General features: G+C 63.9%; 14 protein-coding genes and 3 pseudogenes. 6 read left to right on the forward strand and 11 right to left on the reverse strand.

Annotated elements, in window-relative coordinates:
• Nucleotides 1–40: 40 nt before the first annotated feature.
• The 4 genes from L1080_RS33690 to L1080_RS33705 form a co-directional block, all read right to left on the reverse strand.
• Nucleotides 41–361 (reverse strand): hypothetical protein, encoded by a 321-nt coding sequence (locus tag L1080_RS33690; protein WP_250775378.1) that lies wholly within the window; start codon nucleotides 359–361, stop codon nucleotides 41–43.
• Nucleotides 358–702: a hypothetical protein gene (locus L1080_RS33695; protein ID WP_250775376.1), complete on the reverse strand. Its 345-nt coding sequence runs from the start codon at nucleotides 700–702 to the stop codon at nucleotides 358–360. The genes L1080_RS33690 and L1080_RS33695 overlap by 4 nt, the downstream gene beginning before the upstream one ends.
• Nucleotides 703–762: 60 nt before the next feature.
• A complete protein-coding gene (locus tag L1080_RS33700) occupies nucleotides 763–1848 on the reverse strand; it encodes a hypothetical protein (protein WP_250775374.1) in 1086 nt (361 codons plus the stop codon).
• Nucleotides 1849–1974: 126 nt separating this feature from the next.
• A complete protein-coding gene (locus tag L1080_RS33705) occupies nucleotides 1975–2304 on the reverse strand; it encodes a hypothetical protein (protein ID WP_250775372.1) in 330 nt (109 codons plus the stop codon).
• A 211-nt stretch (nucleotides 2305–2515) separates the two neighbouring features.
• On the opposite strand from L1080_RS33705, the gene L1080_RS33710 reads away from it, so the two are divergent.
• A complete protein-coding gene (locus tag L1080_RS33710) occupies nucleotides 2516–3880 on the forward strand; it encodes a cytochrome P450 (protein ID WP_250775370.1) in 1365 nt (454 codons plus the stop codon).
• 57 nt (nucleotides 3881–3937) lie between these two features.
• Here L1080_RS33710 and L1080_RS33715 read toward each other — a convergent pair.
• Nucleotides 3938–4162: pseudogene (locus L1080_RS33715) on the reverse strand (SOS response-associated peptidase family protein); the annotation flags it as partial.
• 461 nt (nucleotides 4163–4623) lie between these two features.
• On the opposite strand from L1080_RS33715, the gene L1080_RS33720 reads away from it, so the two are divergent.
• Nucleotides 4624–5472 (forward strand): pentapeptide repeat-containing protein, encoded by an 849-nt coding sequence (locus L1080_RS33720; RefSeq protein WP_250775366.1) that lies wholly within the window; start codon nucleotides 4624–4626, stop codon nucleotides 5470–5472.
• A 28-nt stretch (nucleotides 5473–5500) separates the two neighbouring features.
• Here L1080_RS33720 and L1080_RS33725 read toward each other — a convergent pair whose 3' ends face one another.
• From L1080_RS33725 to L1080_RS33735, 3 genes and pseudogenes are all read right to left on the reverse strand, one after another.
• The gene (locus tag L1080_RS33725; RefSeq protein ID WP_250775363.1) at nucleotides 5501–6007 is read right to left on the reverse strand and encodes a hypothetical protein; all 507 of its coding nucleotides are present in this window, start codon (nucleotides 6005–6007) and stop codon (nucleotides 5501–5503) included.
• Nucleotides 6008–6268: 261 nt separating this feature from the next.
• Nucleotides 6269–7142, reverse strand: a pseudogene (locus L1080_RS33730) (IS5 family transposase).
• 94 nt (nucleotides 7143–7236) lie between these two features.
• Nucleotides 7237–7698, reverse strand: coding sequence for a ribbon-helix-helix domain-containing protein (locus L1080_RS33735; protein ID WP_250776763.1), 462 nt, complete (start codon nucleotides 7696–7698; stop codon nucleotides 7237–7239).
• A gap of 835 nt (nucleotides 7699–8533) precedes the next feature.
• On the opposite strand from L1080_RS33735, the pseudogene L1080_RS33740 reads away from it, so the two are divergent.
• The 4 genes and pseudogenes from L1080_RS33740 to L1080_RS33755 all read left to right on the forward strand — a co-directional run bounded on the left by L1080_RS33740 (nucleotide 8534) and on the right by L1080_RS33755 (nucleotide 13066).
• A pseudogene (locus L1080_RS33740) lies at nucleotides 8534–9479 on the forward strand (recombinase family protein).
• 54 nt (nucleotides 9480–9533) lie between these two features.
• Nucleotides 9534–9740 (forward strand): LmrA/YxaF family transcription factor, encoded by a 207-nt coding sequence (locus L1080_RS33745; protein WP_459032630.1) that lies wholly within the window; start codon nucleotides 9534–9536, stop codon nucleotides 9738–9740.
• Between the two features lie 442 nt (nucleotides 9741–10182).
• A complete protein-coding gene (locus tag L1080_RS33750) occupies nucleotides 10183–11334 on the forward strand; it encodes an acyl-CoA dehydrogenase family protein (protein WP_250776760.1) in 1152 nt (383 codons plus the stop codon).
• A 43-nt stretch (nucleotides 11335–11377) separates the two neighbouring features.
• A complete protein-coding gene (locus L1080_RS33755) occupies nucleotides 11378–13066 on the forward strand; it encodes a class I adenylate-forming enzyme family protein (protein WP_250776759.1) in 1689 nt (562 codons plus the stop codon).
• A 206-nt stretch (nucleotides 13067–13272) separates the two neighbouring features.
• On the opposite strand, the gene L1080_RS33760 is transcribed toward L1080_RS33755, so the two are convergent.
• The 3 genes from L1080_RS33760 to L1080_RS33770 form a co-directional block, all read right to left on the reverse strand.
• A complete protein-coding gene (locus tag L1080_RS33760; RefSeq protein WP_250776758.1) occupies nucleotides 13273–15345 on the reverse strand; it encodes a 3-hydroxyacyl-CoA dehydrogenase NAD-binding domain-containing protein in 2073 nt (690 codons plus the stop codon).
• Nucleotides 15346–15396: 51 nt separating this feature from the next.
• Nucleotides 15397–16149, reverse strand: a complete 753-nt coding sequence (locus L1080_RS33765; RefSeq protein WP_250776757.1) for an enoyl-CoA hydratase/isomerase family protein — start codon at nucleotides 16147–16149, stop codon at nucleotides 15397–15399.
• Between the two features lie 67 nt (nucleotides 16150–16216).
• Nucleotides 16217–17200, reverse strand: a complete 984-nt coding sequence (locus tag L1080_RS33770; protein WP_250776765.1) for an NAD(P)H-dependent flavin oxidoreductase — start codon at nucleotides 17198–17200, stop codon at nucleotides 16217–16219.
• Between the last annotated feature and the right edge of the window lie 157 nt (nucleotides 17201–17357).

Genomic DNA, 17357 nt, shown 5'->3' on the forward strand with positions numbered 1-17357 from the left:
CTCGTCCCAGCCGATTCCTAGCTCGCCCCACACGCCCGGATCAGGCCTGTCTGTCACGTGCCCGGGCCATCCGATCAGCCAAGCGGCGCACCGCCCGCTCGTCGGGGATACCGACCATCCTGGCGCGCTCGTGGGCCGCAAGGAACGCCGTGACCTCTGCACTCCCCCGCTGGCGGTCTCGGTGCTGGAACGCTCGGCGCGCCTCGGCCAAGTCCTCGAGGACCAACCACTGGAAGCGATCTAGATTGGCGGCGATCTCGGCCATCCGCGCCCGTTGTGATCGAGCCTCGCGCCACCGGTCGGCCAGGGACGCCCCGAATAGCAGCGCATCGACGACAACACCGCGGAACTCGCTGATCACGGAGCGACCGCTCCCTCATCACCGACCACGCTGGATACAGTCCGCCCACTTCGCATCTGGTCTTCCCGCAAGGTCGCGCGGGCGAGCATCTGCTCCATCTGTGGCCACCCGAACCGGAGATCGGCTGCGATCATCCCCGCGCGGGTATCCAAGTCAGGCTCGAACGCAGTGAAGACCACCCTCGCCGCCGGTGCGAGAACATCGCGTTCAACGGCGTGCACTGTCTCGCTCGGCCAGCGTTCCTCGCCGCCTGTGGTGTCGGGCTCTCCGAACAGCTCGGTCAGTCGGTGCCGAACGTAACCGAGCTGTTCGAGTTCGGTTACGGTGTAAAACTCGGTCAAGGCTCCCCCTGGTGTGCTGTTGCCTGCTCTGACTGTCTGCCGACCGTCTTGGTCTTACAGCTAGTCTCCCTCGATCAGCGTGAGTCCCGCGTCGAGGACTGGGCTGTTGATGACGTTCGTGCGTACGAACTCGATCTGGGCGGTCAGGTTCGCTCTCAGCGCGGTGAGTTCGTCGGCCATCCTTTCAGTGTCGGTCGCAGCGAGCTCGTTACGAGTGATCTGCGTGTACGCCTGGTGGAGGCTCGCCTGCTGCTCTTCGAGCTGGTCGAGGGTCTCCATCTGCTTGATCAGTCGATCCAGCGGTGCGAGTTCGTCGCGGTACGCCAGCAGGGCGGCAACTCGGTTGATGAGGCTGGCCCGCATCTCGTCGATCAGTCCGGTGCTGCGTTCGACTGCTCGGCGGAGGCGCTCGGCGTCCGGGCCTTCGTCTTCGAGAACGTCCGGGTCGATGGCGGCCGAGAGTTGTTGCTTGTCCAGTAGTCCCGCGCTGCTCGCGATTTCGAACCGTTCCCGGCGAAGGTCCAGCCTGATTCGGTGTTCGTCGAGCAGTGGCGACTTCCACGCTGCACTTTTGCGGATGTCGGTAATGATTCGGTCTGCGACGTAGGCGATCTTTTCTGCGTCGCGGGGTTGTTTCCGCGCTTCTGCCGGGAAACCCGTGCACTGGTAGGCCTCCTCGATCGCGAGGTGTTCGTCCGAGCGCACGTGCAAGGGGTGATGGGCGGCGTGTCGACCGCGAGCGGCGGCTGCGATGCCGAGACCTGCGGGAAGAAGGAATGGAATGGTCGTCGTCAGGGGACTCGGTTCCCCTTGCGCCGCGACGATCGCGATGGCGCACAGCAGGGACACGAGAGACAGAACGGCCAGGGCGACTGTCGTTCCCCACCCGGACTTCGGCACCCGCGACCAGTAGTTGTTGAGACCAACCCTTCTGCGATCGTCGAGCTTGCGGGTCAGTTCCGGTGTGAGCGAGCTCCGGTCGAGCCGTTTCAGGTCGCGGAGCTTGGAGCTGGTCGCATAGTCATATTCGGTAATGCCGGATATGAGCTTCTCGACTTCCGTCGAGGACACCAGTGAAGCCAGTCGAGTGTGATCGCGACTGATCTCCCCGGGTGCCTGCTCGTTGCAGTTCTCTTTGCCGTTCATCGTCTCCCCCTTCGTGCCGCCCGTACACGGGCGCGGATCAATTTCTACCGCCAGCTCCGCCGGCGTGCGCAGCGCCCAAGCCTCCCCCCTGGTCTGACTGATGTTTGCCTTGTTCAGGCGATCGGGCTATCCCCAGCTGCGCAAGGTTTCGGCTTCTTCGTCTGAGAGTCCCAGCAGTTCAGCGACTTTGCGCTCTTCGTCTTTCCGGGCGGCGGCGATCACTGGTGCATACTTCCGCTGCGCTGCCTGCTTCGTGATTCCGCCTAGCGCCTGGCCGATCTCGGCCCAGCTGATCCCGCGGCGTCGGGCGACGGCCACGATCTGCTCCAGTGTCCATTTGGCGAGATTCGTGGCCTCGTGCTGGGCCCGGAGCGCTTCGACGACCTGTTCGTTCGTCACGGATCCGCTGAAACGCATGACGTCGCCGGTGTTGCTGCGCTCTTCCATCCCGTCCATGCGTCATCATATTGCTGACCTATCTTGTGTTTGTCAACATAATGATGACGCCGTAAGCGGCGGGCTTCTGCCGCGAACCGACGGGAGTCGGGCGACAGCCGGTGGGTCGACCTGGTTCCGTCGTAAGGTCGATTCGGATCGGCAAGTCGCAACGCGAGCGACCTCGGAAGAGGCCGGAATTGATCAGCCGAACGCAGGGGGGCACACGATCATGAACGCTCACAACGCGGGCGACGTCGGTTCACTACCACTGGCTCCCCGGAACCCGCTGCCGTTCCGGCAACGATTGAAGGCAGTCAGGGAGTACCACATCGGGCAGGAATTGCTGCGCGAGACCGGTGGGCCCGTGAGCAGGGTGACTCTCGGCCCGAAGTGGCTGAACGAGCCGATTGTGTGGGTCACGTCGCCGATGGGGGCTCGTGACGTCCTGGGACGGAAAGATACTGCGTGCGATAGGACTGCTGTTCACCGGGAGATGCGGCACTTGATGGGGGACAACATCGTCGACCTCCCGAACGAGCCGTGGCTTTCGCGTAAGCGGACCTTGCAACCGCTGTTCACCAAGCAGCGTGTGCGCACCTTCGGTGGCCATATGTCCCAGGCAGCGGCGATGGTCGCCGACGGGTGGGGAGACAACGCCGAAGTCGATCTGGACGCCGAGTGCCGGCGGCTGACCATGCGGGCACTGGGCCGCTCGGTCCTCGGAACTGACCTCGATAAACGGGCCGACGCGTTCGCTGAGCCACTGCGTATCGCTCTGTCGCATATCGCTGATCGTGGGATGCGGCCGGTGCGCGCACCGCGATGGCTCCCCACGCCTGCGCGTCGGCGCGCGTGGGCAGCGGATGCGGCCATGCACCGGCTCTCGGACGAGATCCTTCAGGTGTGCCGCGCGGACCCGACCCGAGACGCGCCGCTCGTCCATGCGCTGATCGGGGCCACGGACCCGGCGACCGGGCGGGAACTGTCCGACCAGGACATCGGCAACGACCTGATCGCTTTCGCGGCCGGTGGCTACGACACCACCGCCACCACCCTCGCCTACGCGCTATGGGCGCTGGGACACCACAGCGAGCAGCAGAACAGGGTCGCCGCCGAGGCGGCCGGCATCGGCGATCGGGAACTGACCCCCGACGACGTCCCCCAGCTCGGATACACCGTGCAGGTGCTGCACGAAGCGATGCGACTGTGCCCGCCAGTCGCCGTCGCCGGGCGCACAGCCATGCAGGACATCGAGGTCGCCGGCTACCGAGTCGAGGCCGGCAGCATGGTGCTGGTCGGTATCTACGCCATGCACCGCGACCCCGCGCTCTGGGAGAACCCCCTGGTCTTCGATCCGGACCGATTCAATGCCGAGAACTCCGGTGGCCGCGACCGATGGCAATACATCCCGTTCGGCGGTGGGCCACGGTCCTGCATCGGCGACCACTTCGCGATGCTAGAAGCCACACTCGCACTGGCCACGATCATCCGAACGATCGAGATCCGATCCCTGCAGGACGACTTTCCCCTGGCGGTCCCGTTCACCACCGTCGCCGCGGCGCCCATCCAGGCCCATGTACGCGCGCGAAACTGATGTCGATCCGTGAGCAACCGGCCTGCGCCCCGGGCATCGGGGATGCGCAAGCCGTGGTCACGAGAGGCCCTCTGGCGCGCTCGGCTTCAGCAAATCCTCACCGTTGTTCCTGACGTTGTTGACGGCCTTGGACACCGGATAGGTGTCCAAGCTGCCCGGTTGCGGTGGCGCCATCAAGGATCGGGCGTAGTCGACGTCGGTGTTCGTCGGGTCGAGCCAGTCCGCCCAGTTCTCCTGGGCCACACTCATCGGCATCCGATCGTGGATATGTCCCACGTCGTCGGTGGCATCGGTGTCGGCCGCAGCGAAAACCTACGGGTCGCCTGGTCCGATCCCGAGAACCGGACAGTCCCCTGTCGGGAGGATCTGTCCGTACCACACCGATCGGTCTTGACTATCCTCTCCGCTGCGGCGGACGATCAGATGGGCGTCTGTTGACCAGGAGCCTCAGCGCGGTTCCGTCAACTGACCCCAGAAGAGGCAATAACCATGTCACGCAGCCTGTCGCACACTGAAATATGAAAGGTCATCCAATCTGCTGTAGAGCAGGTGCGATCAATCTGGATCTAACTATTGGAAGCTTTCTGGATTCGATTGCTTCGGCCACCCGACCCGTCAGGCGAGGCAATTTCGCGTGAGAATTTTCATGCCGCACAAACGCCGGATGAGGGGCCATGATGTCACCCACGCCGCCCGGGGACGAGTCCGGGCCGTCTCCCACACCGAATCAAAACGCTGAAACCATGACTTCGACGAACTCATGGTGGAATCACTTAACCCGACTGTTCGACTGGCCGGGCTGGAAAGGCGTCACAGGGCTAATTACGACCCTCGCCGCCATAGGGGCATTGGTATTTTCGGCGGCGACCGTACGACAGACCAGTAAGCAAAATGCTGCGACAATTCACAGCCAGAATACCGAAATGTTCACGAAGGCAGTCGAGCAAATCGGCGATGAAGCGTCGACCAATTCCCGACTTGGCGGAATCTACACACTCGAAAGCGTCGCACACAACTCCGAAGTTTTGAATTCCCTCGCCTACGAGGTTCTGGCTGGTTTCGTCAGGAACCAATCTCCCGGAACGGCGCCCTTATGCTCGGATTCCTCTCAAGCAGAACCCTCCGCTTCTCTTTACTTCCTTCGCGCCCCCGATGACATACAGGCAGCAATAACGGTATTAGCACGGCGTCCCACCAACGTCAGAGAAAGCGTTGCCATCGATCTATCAAGTACATGCCTTTTTGGCTTGACCATGCAACCCGGATCGGATCTCAGCAATACAAAGATTATCTACACAACGCTAAGGGGATCTATATTAGCCGGCATGAATTTGGCCAATGCAAATCTTGGTGTGTCTAACCTGACCAACACAGATCTGTCTGACACGAATCTGAGTGGAGCAAATCTCAGACGCACAGGTCTTGGCGAGGCAGATCTCCGAGGAGCCATTTTGGATGACGCTGTGCTCGTAGGAGCGGATCTTTACGGGGCTAAAGGGCTGGCCGACGCATCATTGATTAATATCTACTACGACGAGTCCACTAAGTGGCCTGACGGATTCACGCCGCCAGAGAGTCGAGCGAACCCGTAGGATTTTCATCCACCAACTCGGCCTTTCGTTACGGGATGCTGTTGCAGGTTACTCGGAAGTTTGTGAAGTCCCCGTTGGCAAAGGTGTAGTGAAACAGAGAGCGCTCGGTCAGCTGAGTACCGTCGGAGAACGACCATTTGACCAGTAGCGGACCTGAGCTGGTTTCGGCCGGACCGCTGGTAAGCCCCCCAACGCTGGCTCCGGTGGCGGTGACGGTGGGCAGGCCCGGGTCGATGGGAACCCCTGTCACCGACACCGTGTACCGGAGGTTGACGCGCTGAACGCCTGCACTCGTGTCGACAGTGCGCACGGAGAAGTTGAAGGTCTCGGTGAGGTTGTACAGCGGCCCGTCCGAGCAGTATGAGGCGGGTCCGACACGGTCAAAGGTATCTGTGAAGGTGTCGTCGGTGACCACCGCCGGCGCCGCCTGTGCAGGTAGGGCCGCCGCGGCAGTGGGCAGGAGAATCAGGGCCGCCATAGGGAGCGAGCGAGCAAGGATTCGAAGGGAATTGCGGATACCGGGAACGGACTTCATGGTGTCTCCTCGGGGCGCGTGTAAATCCGCACCGATCTTCCCACTCCATGGACTGCTCGGGGCCGGAATCTCCTTTCAGTAAAGGAGAATTCACGAGTTTAGTGGGATCACCAGCGCCTATGACAGGGGCTGACCCGGAGCAGTAGCTGACGATCGCGGCCATTGGCTCCGGCAGCTGTTACCGAATCCGGCCGACGAGGCAAGACGGACTGAACGCCGTTCTGCGCTCACCAGGGTCCGTTTTGGCCTAGGTTCTGTCTGCTAATTGCGCAGACGGTGCGTTGTGACTGTTGAGGCGAGGAGTACGCCACCGAGGTAAGTGATGGCGTACTTGTCATACCGAGTGGCTATACCGCGCCAGTGCTTGAGTCGATTGAAACCCCGCTCAACGGTGTTGCGGTGTCGGTAGAGCGCCGGGTCGAAGGCCGGTGGTCGCCCGCCTCGGGAACCTTTCTCCTTCCGTCGTGCAATCTGATCGGATCGTTCCGGAATCGTGTGCGAGATGCGCTTTTCCCGCAGGAAGTTTCGAGTCGAAGGATGGGAGTACGCCTTGTCTGCCAGCAACCGCATCGTGCCACCGTGCCGATCCGGATAGATCTCGAGCAGCGGCGCCAGCTGTGGGTTATCGCCGACCTGCCCGGCAGTCAGCAACAGGGCGACCGGAGCGCAGGTGCCGTCGATGAGGGCGTGGATCTTCGTCGTCCACCCGCCTCGGGACCGTCCCAGGGCGTGATCGGTGGGCTCGCCCGCAAACGTGTAATTCGACTCAGCCCCCTGTGGATCTGGGAGCTGGAGCACCCGCCGCATGCTGATGGGCACGCACGCTGGTCGAGTCGATCGAGACCAGAGCCGCCAACGCCTCATCGTCGACATCACGGACCGCATGCACGGCGCGGAACATTGCCTCGTAGGTTCCGTCGATCGACCAGCGCTTGTGTCGTTCCCAGATCGACTGCCAGGCACCGAACTCGTCGGGAATATCCCGCCATGGGGAACCGGTCCGGAACCGCCAGCAGATCGCCTCGAGTGTCACGCGGTGGTCGTTCCATGGCCGACCACGCCGCGGACACGACGTGGGCATCACTTCCGCGAGCACCTCCCACAAGTCATCGGAAATCACACCTGAACGAGTCACCTGTCCACCATGAACCATCTTCGCCTCGCGATTTAGCAGACACGCCCTAGGCAATATCGGAAACGTGCAGATGGCGCGGAGGGTGTGCGGTTGATCAGTCGGGCTGTGTGCGGCGACGCGCCTGGCGGCGGACGTGGCGTGCCATGAGATGCGCTCTGTTTTTCTCACTGCGAAAGATCTCCTGGTTCACTGCCTGTTCAATCATTCCCGGGGCCTTGAGCACACGCTGCGCCGCCAGACGCATCAACTCCGCACGATCGGACCCAACCCGTGCTGCCAACCCGTCGAGGCTGTCCCGCAGCGGGGCGTCGAAGTGCACATTCACCCTGGCGGGGAAGATCTCGGGCCGAAGATCGCGCAACGGTGCGATGGTCTCCAGGTCCGTGGCGAGGTCACCGGGCTTATCGAGCAGGCGACGAAGAGCAACCCGAAGAAGCGCGGTGCCCAAGCTTGTCCCGTGCCGGCCGGCGAGGCGCCAGATCTGTTGCTTGGCCGATGGGTTGACCATCACCTCGACCTTCTCGGACAGTCCGGTCCACTCGGCCTCGCGGAGCATCGGGTGTTTGTAGTCCGGGGGTTTCCAGGAATCGGTGCGGTGCAATCCGCATGAGTGCGCTGACCGTGGTGTCGCACTCGGCGGCCAGCGCCGTGAACTTCTGCGCGGTGTCCGGTTCCAGTTTGAGCGTGAGCATGACCAGCGGGATCGCCCGCCGGACTGCCGAGAGTCGCCGCGCTTCGTCGAGACGGTTGCGGACGGCTTTGGGCTGGGTGACTAGTCGTTGGCAGGCGACGCGGATCAGCGCCCCGAACCGGCGCGGGCCGATGCCCTTAGCCATCTCGTCGAGTCGGTGTTTGGTCTCCGGGTCGAAGCACAGCGCGATGGGATCGCCCACCGGGATCCGCCCTGGCCTCGACTCAGTCATTTATCGCTCTTCTCGTCCGCCGATGCGCATAGTTGTGCCCCGGCATCGATGACGCCGGGGCACAGGGGTGTTCCGGGAACATGAATGGGGGGATGCACCAGAACGAATTCGAGTCTACGGATCGCCACCGACAGGGGAGTCGCGCGGCCGCAACTGGCGAGTCGGCAAAGTACCCTCGTGGATCCGCTGCCGAACACGGACTTTCCAGTGAAGTGCAGACAGCATGCTCACCGAGCCGGTCGGCACCACTGGCATCCGACTGGAGGAAGACAAGGTCTACGAGCTGAACTACCAGCGACCTTAGGCAAGGGCGAGCCGAGGCGACTACAAGCTAGCCAAAGGCCGGGCTGACGATAATCGATTCGTCTCCGACACCCGCCCCGAACAGCACATTCGCGCAATCACGGGCGTCGAGAACCAATGTCGAAAACCGTGTCGATAAACCCTGCGTCTGGGTATTGTCGACACATGCTAATTGGTTACGCCCGCTCCAGCGCAGACCAGAACCCCGACCATCAGATCGATGCTTTGGTCCGCGCCGGGGTGGCCGCCGAAAACGTCCACGCCGACCATGCGGGTGGGGTGAAGGCGTCACGTCCCGAGCTGGATCTGGCGTTGGCGCGGCTACGCGAGGGCGATGTCCTGGTGATCACCCGGCTCGACCGGCTCGGACGGTCGGTACTGCACCTGATCATCCCTCGGCGCCGAACTCCGTGAGCGCGGCATCGGCCTGAAGGTGCTCGAGCAGGGCATCGACACCGCCACCACCGAGGGCCGCGCCATGTTCGGCATGTTGTCGGTCCTGGCCGAGCTTCAGCGCGAGCTGATCGTGACGAACACCCGCGACGGGTTGGCCGCCGCGCGCGCCCGCGGCCGCAAGGGCGGCCGACCGTCGAAGCTCAGCCCGGATCAGATCGAACTCGCTCAACACCTCTACGACGCCGGCGAGCACACCGTCGCCCAGATCGCGGGCATGCTGAAGGTCCCGCGCACCACGATCTATGGGCATCTGAACAAACGGCAGAAGGACAGCGCACCCGTCGCGCAGGCGAGCGTGGTCGGCGATCCTGCTGTCCGCCCGTCTCGGACGTGCCCGACTTGCGGATACGAGCCGACCACTCGCACCGAGGCGGCGCACCAACGTGCCGACCTCGCTGTCACGTGGCTCCACGCCGACCCCCACCACCGGGGGAGAGTTATCAGCCTGCACCACTGTCGGCATTGCGAACCCGGGCAACCGGCATTCGACATCGCCTGCAGCGTCTGCGGCGACGGACCCATCCTCGCCGGCGCGCTCGCCGAACAAGCGGAGAACGGCAACCTGACCGAGCCTGTTCGACGATGGCTCACGGCAGCGGAATGGGCCGTCACCCCGGATCTCTTATGCCCGGGCCACGCATATGCCGCGGACTGACCCTCGGCGACCACGCCGGTATAAGTCGCTGCACACTGACCAAAATCATGGATTATTCATGGTCGCTCGACAAGACTCAGCGGCGCGCGGAACTGGACGGCGCCACTCGCCGAGTCGCTTCGCGCGCACGCTGCTTCCGGTACCGACGCCGAGCACACCGCCACCCTGACCGTGGCCGCCATCGAAGGCGCCGTAGCCATATGCCGCGCCGAACGCAGCACCCGCCCACTGGACCAGGCATCGAAAGACTCGGATTCCTGATCCGCGCAGTCACCGACACGGTGGATAAATCCAATCCGCCATCAGCGGTGACCTCCTAGTCACGGCGGGCTCACAGATCCTAGGACTGTTCCGCTCGATACAAGTGGATGTGGCACCGGACTCCGCGACCACTACCGGCGAAGTACACACGGTATAGAGCGCTTACGCTTTCACAATTGGTTTCGACAGTCGATTCGTACGTCGATAGGTCTTAGCGCTTAGCCGTCCCGCGGTGCTGAAATCACTGAGTTGATTCGAGCGAGAGACGCAACGAGTCGATGGGTGTTCGCGTCGCTCAGGACCGAGCCTACGGAGTGCGCGCCTTCATTGGGAGCGGCGCCGCGTGCGCTTCAACATTGGATGCGCCGCCGCGGGCGCTCCAAACGCTTCTTCGGGCAGCCGTGGGCATGACTCGAGAGTTCGGGAGACTTAGGAGATGTGAATGGAGCGCAAGGTTTATACCGCTGAGCATGAGGAATTCCGAACGGCTATCCGTCGATTCCTCGAGCGAGAGGCGTTGCCGAGCTACTCGAAGTGGGAGCTGCAGGGCTACGTGGATCCCGAGTTCTTTCTCCGGATGGGGGAACTCGGCTTTCTGGGGATGCAGGTGCCCGTGGAATTCGGTGGATCGGGTATCGAATCGTACAAGTACAACGCTGTCCTCAACGAGGAGGCTGCAGCTGCCGGACTCGCCTTGGGGTCGCTACGCACGCACCTCGATCTGGTTTATCCCTATCTGCAGCGATTCGCCAATGATGAGCAGAAGAAGCGGTGGTTTCCGGGTTTCGGCAGCGGTGACATGATGACCGCGATCGCCATGACAGAGCCCGATACCGGCTCCGATCTCGCTGGCATCCGCACCACAGCCCGACGCACCGGCGACGTCTATGTCGTCAACGGCGCCAAGACGTTCATCACCGGTGGCCGCCATGCCGGACGGGTCCTGGTGGTCTGCCGTACCTCGCCGCCGGAGGAGGGCAACCGCCGTGCCGGGCTGACCCTACTCGCGATCGACAGCACCTCACCCGGGTTCACGAGCGGTCGCATGCTCGAAAAATTGGGCCTCAAAGCTCAGGACACGTGCGAACTCTCGTTCGACGACGTCCGCGTCCCGGTCGAGGACCGCATCGGTGAGGAAGGGCAAGCCTTCCGGTACCTCACACAGAATCTTCCGCAGGAGCGGCTGGTCATTGCCATCGGCGCCGTCGCCTCGGCCCGCCGGGCTGTCGAGCACACGGTGGACTACACCCGCAGCCGTAAGGCGTTCGGCACGCCGATCGCTGGGTTCCAGAACACAAAGTTTGTCCTCGCCGACTGCGTAGCCGACGTGGCAGCGGGACAGGCACTGGTCGACGCCGCTATCGAGCAGCACGACGCGAACGCACTCGCCCCTGCACAGGCGGCATTGGTCAAGCTGTGGACCACCGAGATGCAAAGTCGGGTCGTCGACAAGTGCCTACAGCTGCACGGCGGCTATGGCTACATCACCGAATACCCCATCGCCAAGCTCTACGCCGATGCGCGGGTGACTCGCATCTTGGGCGGAACCAGCGAGGTGATGCGGTCCGTGGTCGCCAAGTCGATGCAGCTCTGACCGATTCCGAAAAGATGAAACGAAACTGCCCGAAAGGACCGCCATGCCCACGTACTGGCCTGAAAATATCCCGCGCCATCTCGAGTATCCGACAGTCGGGGTCGGCCAGCTACTCGCTGCGGCGTGCCACCTGCACGGGGATCGACTCGCTGTCGAAGACGGTGACCTCCAGCTGACCTACGCCCAGTTGTGGGAGGAGGCCGCCGCCGTCGCGGCAGCGCTCGCGGCGGACGGCGTCCGGCCGGGCGATGTGGTGCTCGTCCACTTGCCGAACACCGCATGGTTCGTCGTGACCTATCTCGGTGTGCACCTTGCGGGTGCCGTCGTGTCGCCGGCGAGTCCGCTGCAGCAGGTCACCGGGTTGCGGGAGCAGATGGTCGAGGTGGATGCCGTGTTGGCCATCTCGCATCCCGCCCATGCCGGCGCGCTCGTCGAGGCCGCCGAGGGCACCGATCTGCGGCGCATCGTCGTGGTGCCCGGCTCCGCGGCAGCACCGGCACAGACGATCCCCGTGAGCGACTCGGTGATCGGTTTTGCTGATTGGGCGGTGGAGCCTCCGCGCGAGTTCGAGCCCGTGGTGGTGGACCCCGACGCGCTCGCGCACCTGGTGTTCACGGGCGGCACTACGGGCGTATCCAAGGGGGTGCGTACCCTCCAGCGCAATGTCGTCTCGCAGATTACCCAGGCGCTGGCCTGGCGCATGGGCAGCCTCATCGCCCTGGACGAGAATGGCCGATTGCAGTTCACCCGCTACCGTACGGACGGGGCGCTCGTCGTGGGTGAGACCGTCTCGTTGATCGTCGGACCGCTGTATCACACCCAATCATTGCTGACGATGTGCAATCTCATCTGCACCGGTGCGACGATCGTCTTTCCCGGTCGCTTCTCTCCGGAATCGGTTCTTCGATTCATCGAGGAGAAGGGTGTCACCTACATCAACGGTAGCCCCAGCATGTGGCACTCCCTGTTGAGCTGTCCCGATATTCGTTCCCGCGATCTGTCCTCGTTGCGGGCGATGTCGTCCGGTGCGGCTCCGCTCGATCACGAGACGCTCACCGCGATGAAGCGCGCCTTTCCTCGGGCGATGTTGATCGAGGGATACGGATTGACGGAGGGGACGTGCCTGGTGCTGTCCGTTCCGGGCTTTCACGGCGCTCGCCATAAGCAGGGCAGTGTCGGACAGCCGATTCCTGACACGGAGTTCGAGATCCGCGACGCCGACGGACTACCACTCGGCGCCGGAGAGCAAGGCGAACTCTGGTTACGCGGGCCGCAGATCGCCGATGGCTATCATCGGCATCCGGACAAGACCGCCGAGCAGTTCGTCGACGGGTGGTTGCGGACCGGAGACATGGCGTATGCCGACGACGAGGGCTTCCTGTTCATCAGTGGACGCGCCAAGGACATGCTCGTTTACAAGGGGTACAACGTCTATCCCCGCGTTCTCGAAGAGTTGCTGACCAGCGATCCGAACGTCGACTCCGCGGCCGTCGTCGGGCGCAGTGATCCCAACGCCGGACAGATCCCGGTGGCGTTCGTCGTGCCCCGGTCGGGCCGTACCGTCGATCCCGACCAGCTGCTTGCCGATGTGGCGGCGCAGGTCCTGCCGTACCAGCGGGTGCGGGAGATCATTGTCGTCGACGCCCTGCCCACCAGCGCCGCGGGCAAGATACTCAAGAATGAACTGCGGGCTCGCCTCGACGCGGCCCAGTCCAGCGCGCACAGCGGGTAGTCGGGCTACCTGTCGGCACTGAGGTTTCATCGGCCGCTGCGACCCTGGAAGGGGTGGCAGCGGCCGATGTTCTTGTGCGAATCAGGCTTCGACGTCGTTGTGCGAATCAGGCTTCGACCCGGTGCTGTGTGGGTCGCTGAACACGGCGAAGGGAGGGGCCACCCTCTGCGGGTGGCCCCTCCCTTCGTCTGTGATCGCCGTGGTGGTCAGCCGAACGTGCCGCCTTCTTTTGCCAGGCGGACCAGCAGCGGCGCCGGCTGCCAGCCGTCGGGATTGTCGGCGATCAACTCGGCGAGCACCCGGTCGAGACCGATCTGGTCGGCGTAGTACATGGGGCCGCCCAGGTGCCGGGGGAAGCCGTAGCCGGACACGTAGACCACGTCGATGTCGGACGATCGCTGGGCGATGTCTTCGTCGAGGATTCGGGCGCCCTCATCAACCAGTGCGAACACCAGGCGTTCGGCAATCTGTCGATCGCTGGGGCGTTCGTCTGCGGCGATGCGGGAACGGAAACGGGAGAGCAGTTCCTCCACGACGGGGCTCGGTACCGGGTTTCGGCCGCCGTTGGGGTAGTCGTACCAGCCGGCGCCGGTTTTCTGGCCGAATCGTCCCATCTCGCAGAGGGCGTCGGAGATGGTGTCGTGCGGCATGTCGGGGTTCTCGGCGTATCGGCGTTTGCGCACAGCCCAGCCGACGTCGTTGCCGGCGAGATCACCCACGCGATAGGGGCCCATGGCGAAGCCGAAGGATTCGATCGCGTTGTCGATGTCCTGCGGCGACAGGCCGGATCGGAGGAGCCGACCGGCCGCGTCGCGGTAGCTCTGCAGCATCCGGTTGCCGATGAAGCCGTCGCAGACCCCGGACACGACGGCGGTCTTGCCGAGGCGGCGGGCGGTGGTCATCGCGGTCGCGAGCACGTCGGGTGCGGTGCGGGCTCCGCGGACCACCTCGAGGAGCTTCATGATGTGGGCGGGGCTGAAGAAGTGCAACCCGACGACGTCCTGGGGGCGTTCGGTGACGTCCGCGAGTTCGTCCACGTCGAGGGTGGAGGTGTTGGTCGCGAGAACCGCTCCCGGCTTCATCACGGCATCGAGGCGGGAGAACACGCTTCGTTTGACGTCCCAGCTCTCGAAGACGGCCTCGACGACGAGGTCAGCATTCGCGCCGTCGTGCAGGTCAATGCTGGTGCGCAAGCGGAGTAGTCGCGTGTCCTGCTCGCTTGAGCTCAGCGTTCCCTTGCGTACGTGGGAGTCGAAGATTGCGGCGATGGTGCGGCGACCGCGTTCGAGTGCGTCCCTCGTTGTGTCGATCAGGGTGACGGGTAAACCGGCGTTGAGGAAGTTCACGGCAATGCCGCAGCCCATGGTGCCGGCACCGATGACCACAACCGTCTCGATCGGGCGGGTGATCGTGTCCTCGGGCAGGTCTGGGATCTTGCGTGCCTGGCGTTCGGCGAAGAAGACGTGCCGGAGACCGGCTGATTGTGTGCCGCCGGCCAGTCGTAGGAAGGTGGCGCGCTCGTCGGCGATGGCGTCGTCGAACGGTGTGGTTGCCGAACGGGTAAGAAGGTCCAGCGCCGCGACCGGGGCCTCGAGGCCTCGGTGCTTGGCTCGCAGCGTCGCGCGCATCTCGGTGAGCTGGTTGTCCCCGATCTGGTCGGCGGGGGTGAGATCGCGCAGGCGGGGTAAGGGACGAGCGTCAGCGATACGGGCTGCGACCTGCACGGCGTGTACGACGATGTCACCGTCGTACACACCCTCGATTAGTCGCTGCCCGGGGATGTCGGCGAGCTCTGCGGCTGTCTTCGGTTTCCCGGTCGTTATGAGGTCGGCGGCTGCGGCCATGCCGATGGCGCGTGGAAGTCGTTGGGTGCCTCCGGAGCCGGGCACGAATCCGAGGTTCACCTCCGGCAGGGCGAGGGTGCTCGACGGTGTGGCGACCCGGTAGTGCATCGCCAGAGCCAGCTCGAGGCCGCCGCCGAAACAGGTGCCGTCGATGGCGGCGACGATCGGTTTCGTGGACGCGTCTATTTCACCGATGATCTCGGCCAGCGTGGGTGCGGCCGTCGAACGGGGAGTTCCGAATTCGGTGATGTCGGCTCCGGCGGAGAAGCATCCTTTTCGTCCGGTCACCACCACGGAGCGGATGGTGTCCGACGCCAGTGCCTGCCGCAGTTCGCGCAGCAGTTCGGTGCGGACCGGGTGTCCGAGGCCGTTGACGGGGGGATGATCGATGGTGACGACGGCGACGTTGCCGTCGACACGTGAAGTCACGGGCATGGGTATTCCTTCATGGTTTGGGGCGACGAGGCCGTGCTCGTCACCTTCGCCTCAGCGTCGCGGAGCGGGCTGGTATTGAGCGATCGCGCGGACGGTTTCGGGGTGGGCGAACAGGTCAGCGAAGACGTCGACGCTGGCGTCAATGCCGTCCTGGAGGCTGTTGTTCAGCCACGTCTCGAACAGTCCCTTCTGCGCGGCCATCACCTGCGGGGTGTACGAGCCGAGTTGCTGCGCGAGCGCCAACGCGGTCTTGCGCAGCTCACTGATGCCCACGATGCGGTTCGCCATCCCGGTGTGGGCGAAGTCGGCCAGCGGATACATGTCGCCGGTCAAGATGATCTCCTTGGCCTTGGACAGGCCCACGTACTGGTGCAGCAGCGCAGCATCGACCACGGATGGAATTCCGAGCTTGACCTCGGGCAGCCCGAACTGCACATCGGGATGCGCCACTCGCAGATCACACGCGAGGGCCATTTCGAAGGCCGCACCGATGCAGTAGCCGTTGACCAGCGCCACTGTCGGCACCGGGGACAGCCGGATGGCCCCGACGCAGTCACGTACCCGGGAGATGCTCTCGCGGGCACTCTGCGGTGTGGCATCGGCGAAGGTTTTGACGTGCATCCCAGCCGAGAAGGCCCGGTCGCCTGTGCCGGTGAGGATGATGGCCCGCACCTGCGGACCAGCGGACTGGACGCCGTCGGCGATCACGTCGAGGTCTTCGACCTGTAGTGCGTTACGGATCTCCGGTCGGTCGAGGGTGATCCACCGGATTCCGTCCTCGTCGCGGATCAGGGGTAGTCCCATGAGATGCTCACTTTCTTTTAACACTAGGGATTGGGGTGGCGAACAGGGAACTCGGGGAGAAATCGCCCTACATTCCGGGTGTGACCGTCAGGCCTGCGAGACGGTCCGCGATGGTTTGCTCGGCGTCCCCCACGATGCGCTGCACCAGATCGGCGACGGGGGGAATGTCGTCGATGAGGCCCTGCACCATGCCGATCGTCCAGATACCGCGCTCGGGGTCACCGAATTCATAGACTTCGCGACCGCGGGCACCGGCTACCAGTTCCCGCACGTCCTCGAAAGTTCCGCCTGCAGCGAGGGTTTCGACGACCTCTCGGCTGACGTGATTGCTGGTTACCCGGGAGGTATTACGCAGAGGGCGGAAGATCAGTTCGGTGTCCCGCTCGGTGGCGGCCACGATGCGGTCCTTGATGTTGCGGTGGATCGGCGACTCGACGGTGCACATGAAACGGGTGCCCATCGAGATGCCGTCGGCGCCCAACGCCAGCGCGGCCACCAGCCCTTGGCCGGTGGCGAAACCACCGGACGCGAGCAGCGGCACGGTGATAGACCGTGCGGCCTGTGCGATCAGCACGAGCCCGGGAATGTCGTCCTCGCCGGGGTGACCGGCACACTCGAATCCATCGATGCTGACCGCGTCGACACCGCTCGCCTGCGCCTTGATCGCGTGCCGCACACTCGTGCACTTGTGCACGACCTTGACCCCTCCCTGTTGGAAGGCCTGCAGGTGCGGCGACGGGTCTCGGCCCGCGGTCTCCACGACCGGGACACCGGACTCGATGATCGCCTGGCGATATTCCGCATAGGGCGGCGGGTTGATCGCCGGCAACATGGTCAGATTGACCCCGAAGGGTTTGTCGGTCATATCCCGGCACCGCGCGATCTCCTTCACGAGGGCTTCCGGTGTCGGCTGGGTCAGTGCAGACAGGAAACCGAGCGCGCCGGCATTGGCGACCGCGGCAACGAGCTCGGCGCGAGCAACCCACTGCATGCCACCCTGGGCAATCGGATACTGGATCCCGAAGGCTTCGGTGAATCGAGTACGCAGCATCATTCGTCTCTCTCTCAGGCGACCCTCCTCGAGGGCACCGGGTGCGACAACACCGATGGACGTCGCCAGCCGGTGCGGGGACATCCGAGTCCACCACCCAGCCCGAGATCACCACAAAGATCTAGCAGTGCACGGCCTCATCGCCGTTTCCTATACC

The sequence above is a fragment of the Rhodococcus sp. MSC1_016 genome (assembly GCF_023667485.2).
GTDB lineage: Bacteria > Actinomycetota > Actinomycetes > Mycobacteriales > Mycobacteriaceae > Rhodococcus_F > Rhodococcus_F oxybenzonivorans.

Bases quoted from the DNA above. Each gene is read 5' to 3' on its own strand.
- L1080_RS33700 (WP_250775374.1), bottom strand. From the start codon at position 1,848: ATGAACGGCAAAGAGAACTGCAACGAGCAGGCACCCGGGGAGATCAGT.
- L1080_RS33705 (WP_250775372.1), bottom strand. From the start codon at position 2,304: ATGGACGGGATGGAAGAGCGCAGCAACACCGGCGACGTCATGCGTTTC.
- L1080_RS33710 (WP_250775370.1), top strand. From the start codon at position 2,516: ATGAACGCTCACAACGCGGGCGACGTCGGTTCACTACCACTGGCTCCC.
- L1080_RS33720 (WP_250775366.1), top strand. From the start codon at position 4,624: ATGACTTCGACGAACTCATGGTGGAATCACTTAACCCGACTGTTCGAC.
- L1080_RS33725 (WP_250775363.1), bottom strand. From the start codon at position 6,007: ATGAAGTCCGTTCCCGGTATCCGCAATTCCCTTCGAATCCTTGCTCGC.
- L1080_RS33735 (WP_250776763.1), bottom strand. From the start codon at position 7,698: ATGCTCCGCGAGGCCGAGTGGACCGGACTGTCCGAGAAGGTCGAGGTG.
- L1080_RS33750 (WP_250776760.1), top strand. From the start codon at position 10,183: ATGGAGCGCAAGGTTTATACCGCTGAGCATGAGGAATTCCGAACGGCT.
- L1080_RS33755 (WP_250776759.1), top strand. From the start codon at position 11,378: ATGCCCACGTACTGGCCTGAAAATATCCCGCGCCATCTCGAGTATCCG.
- L1080_RS33760 (WP_250776758.1), bottom strand. From the start codon at position 15,345: ATGCCCGTGACTTCACGTGTCGACGGCAACGTCGCCGTCGTCACCATC.
- L1080_RS33765 (WP_250776757.1), bottom strand. From the start codon at position 16,149: ATGGGACTACCCCTGATCCGCGACGAGGACGGAATCCGGTGGATCACC.
- L1080_RS33770 (WP_250776765.1), bottom strand. From the start codon at position 17,200: ATGCTGCGTACTCGATTCACCGAAGCCTTCGGGATCCAGTATCCGATT.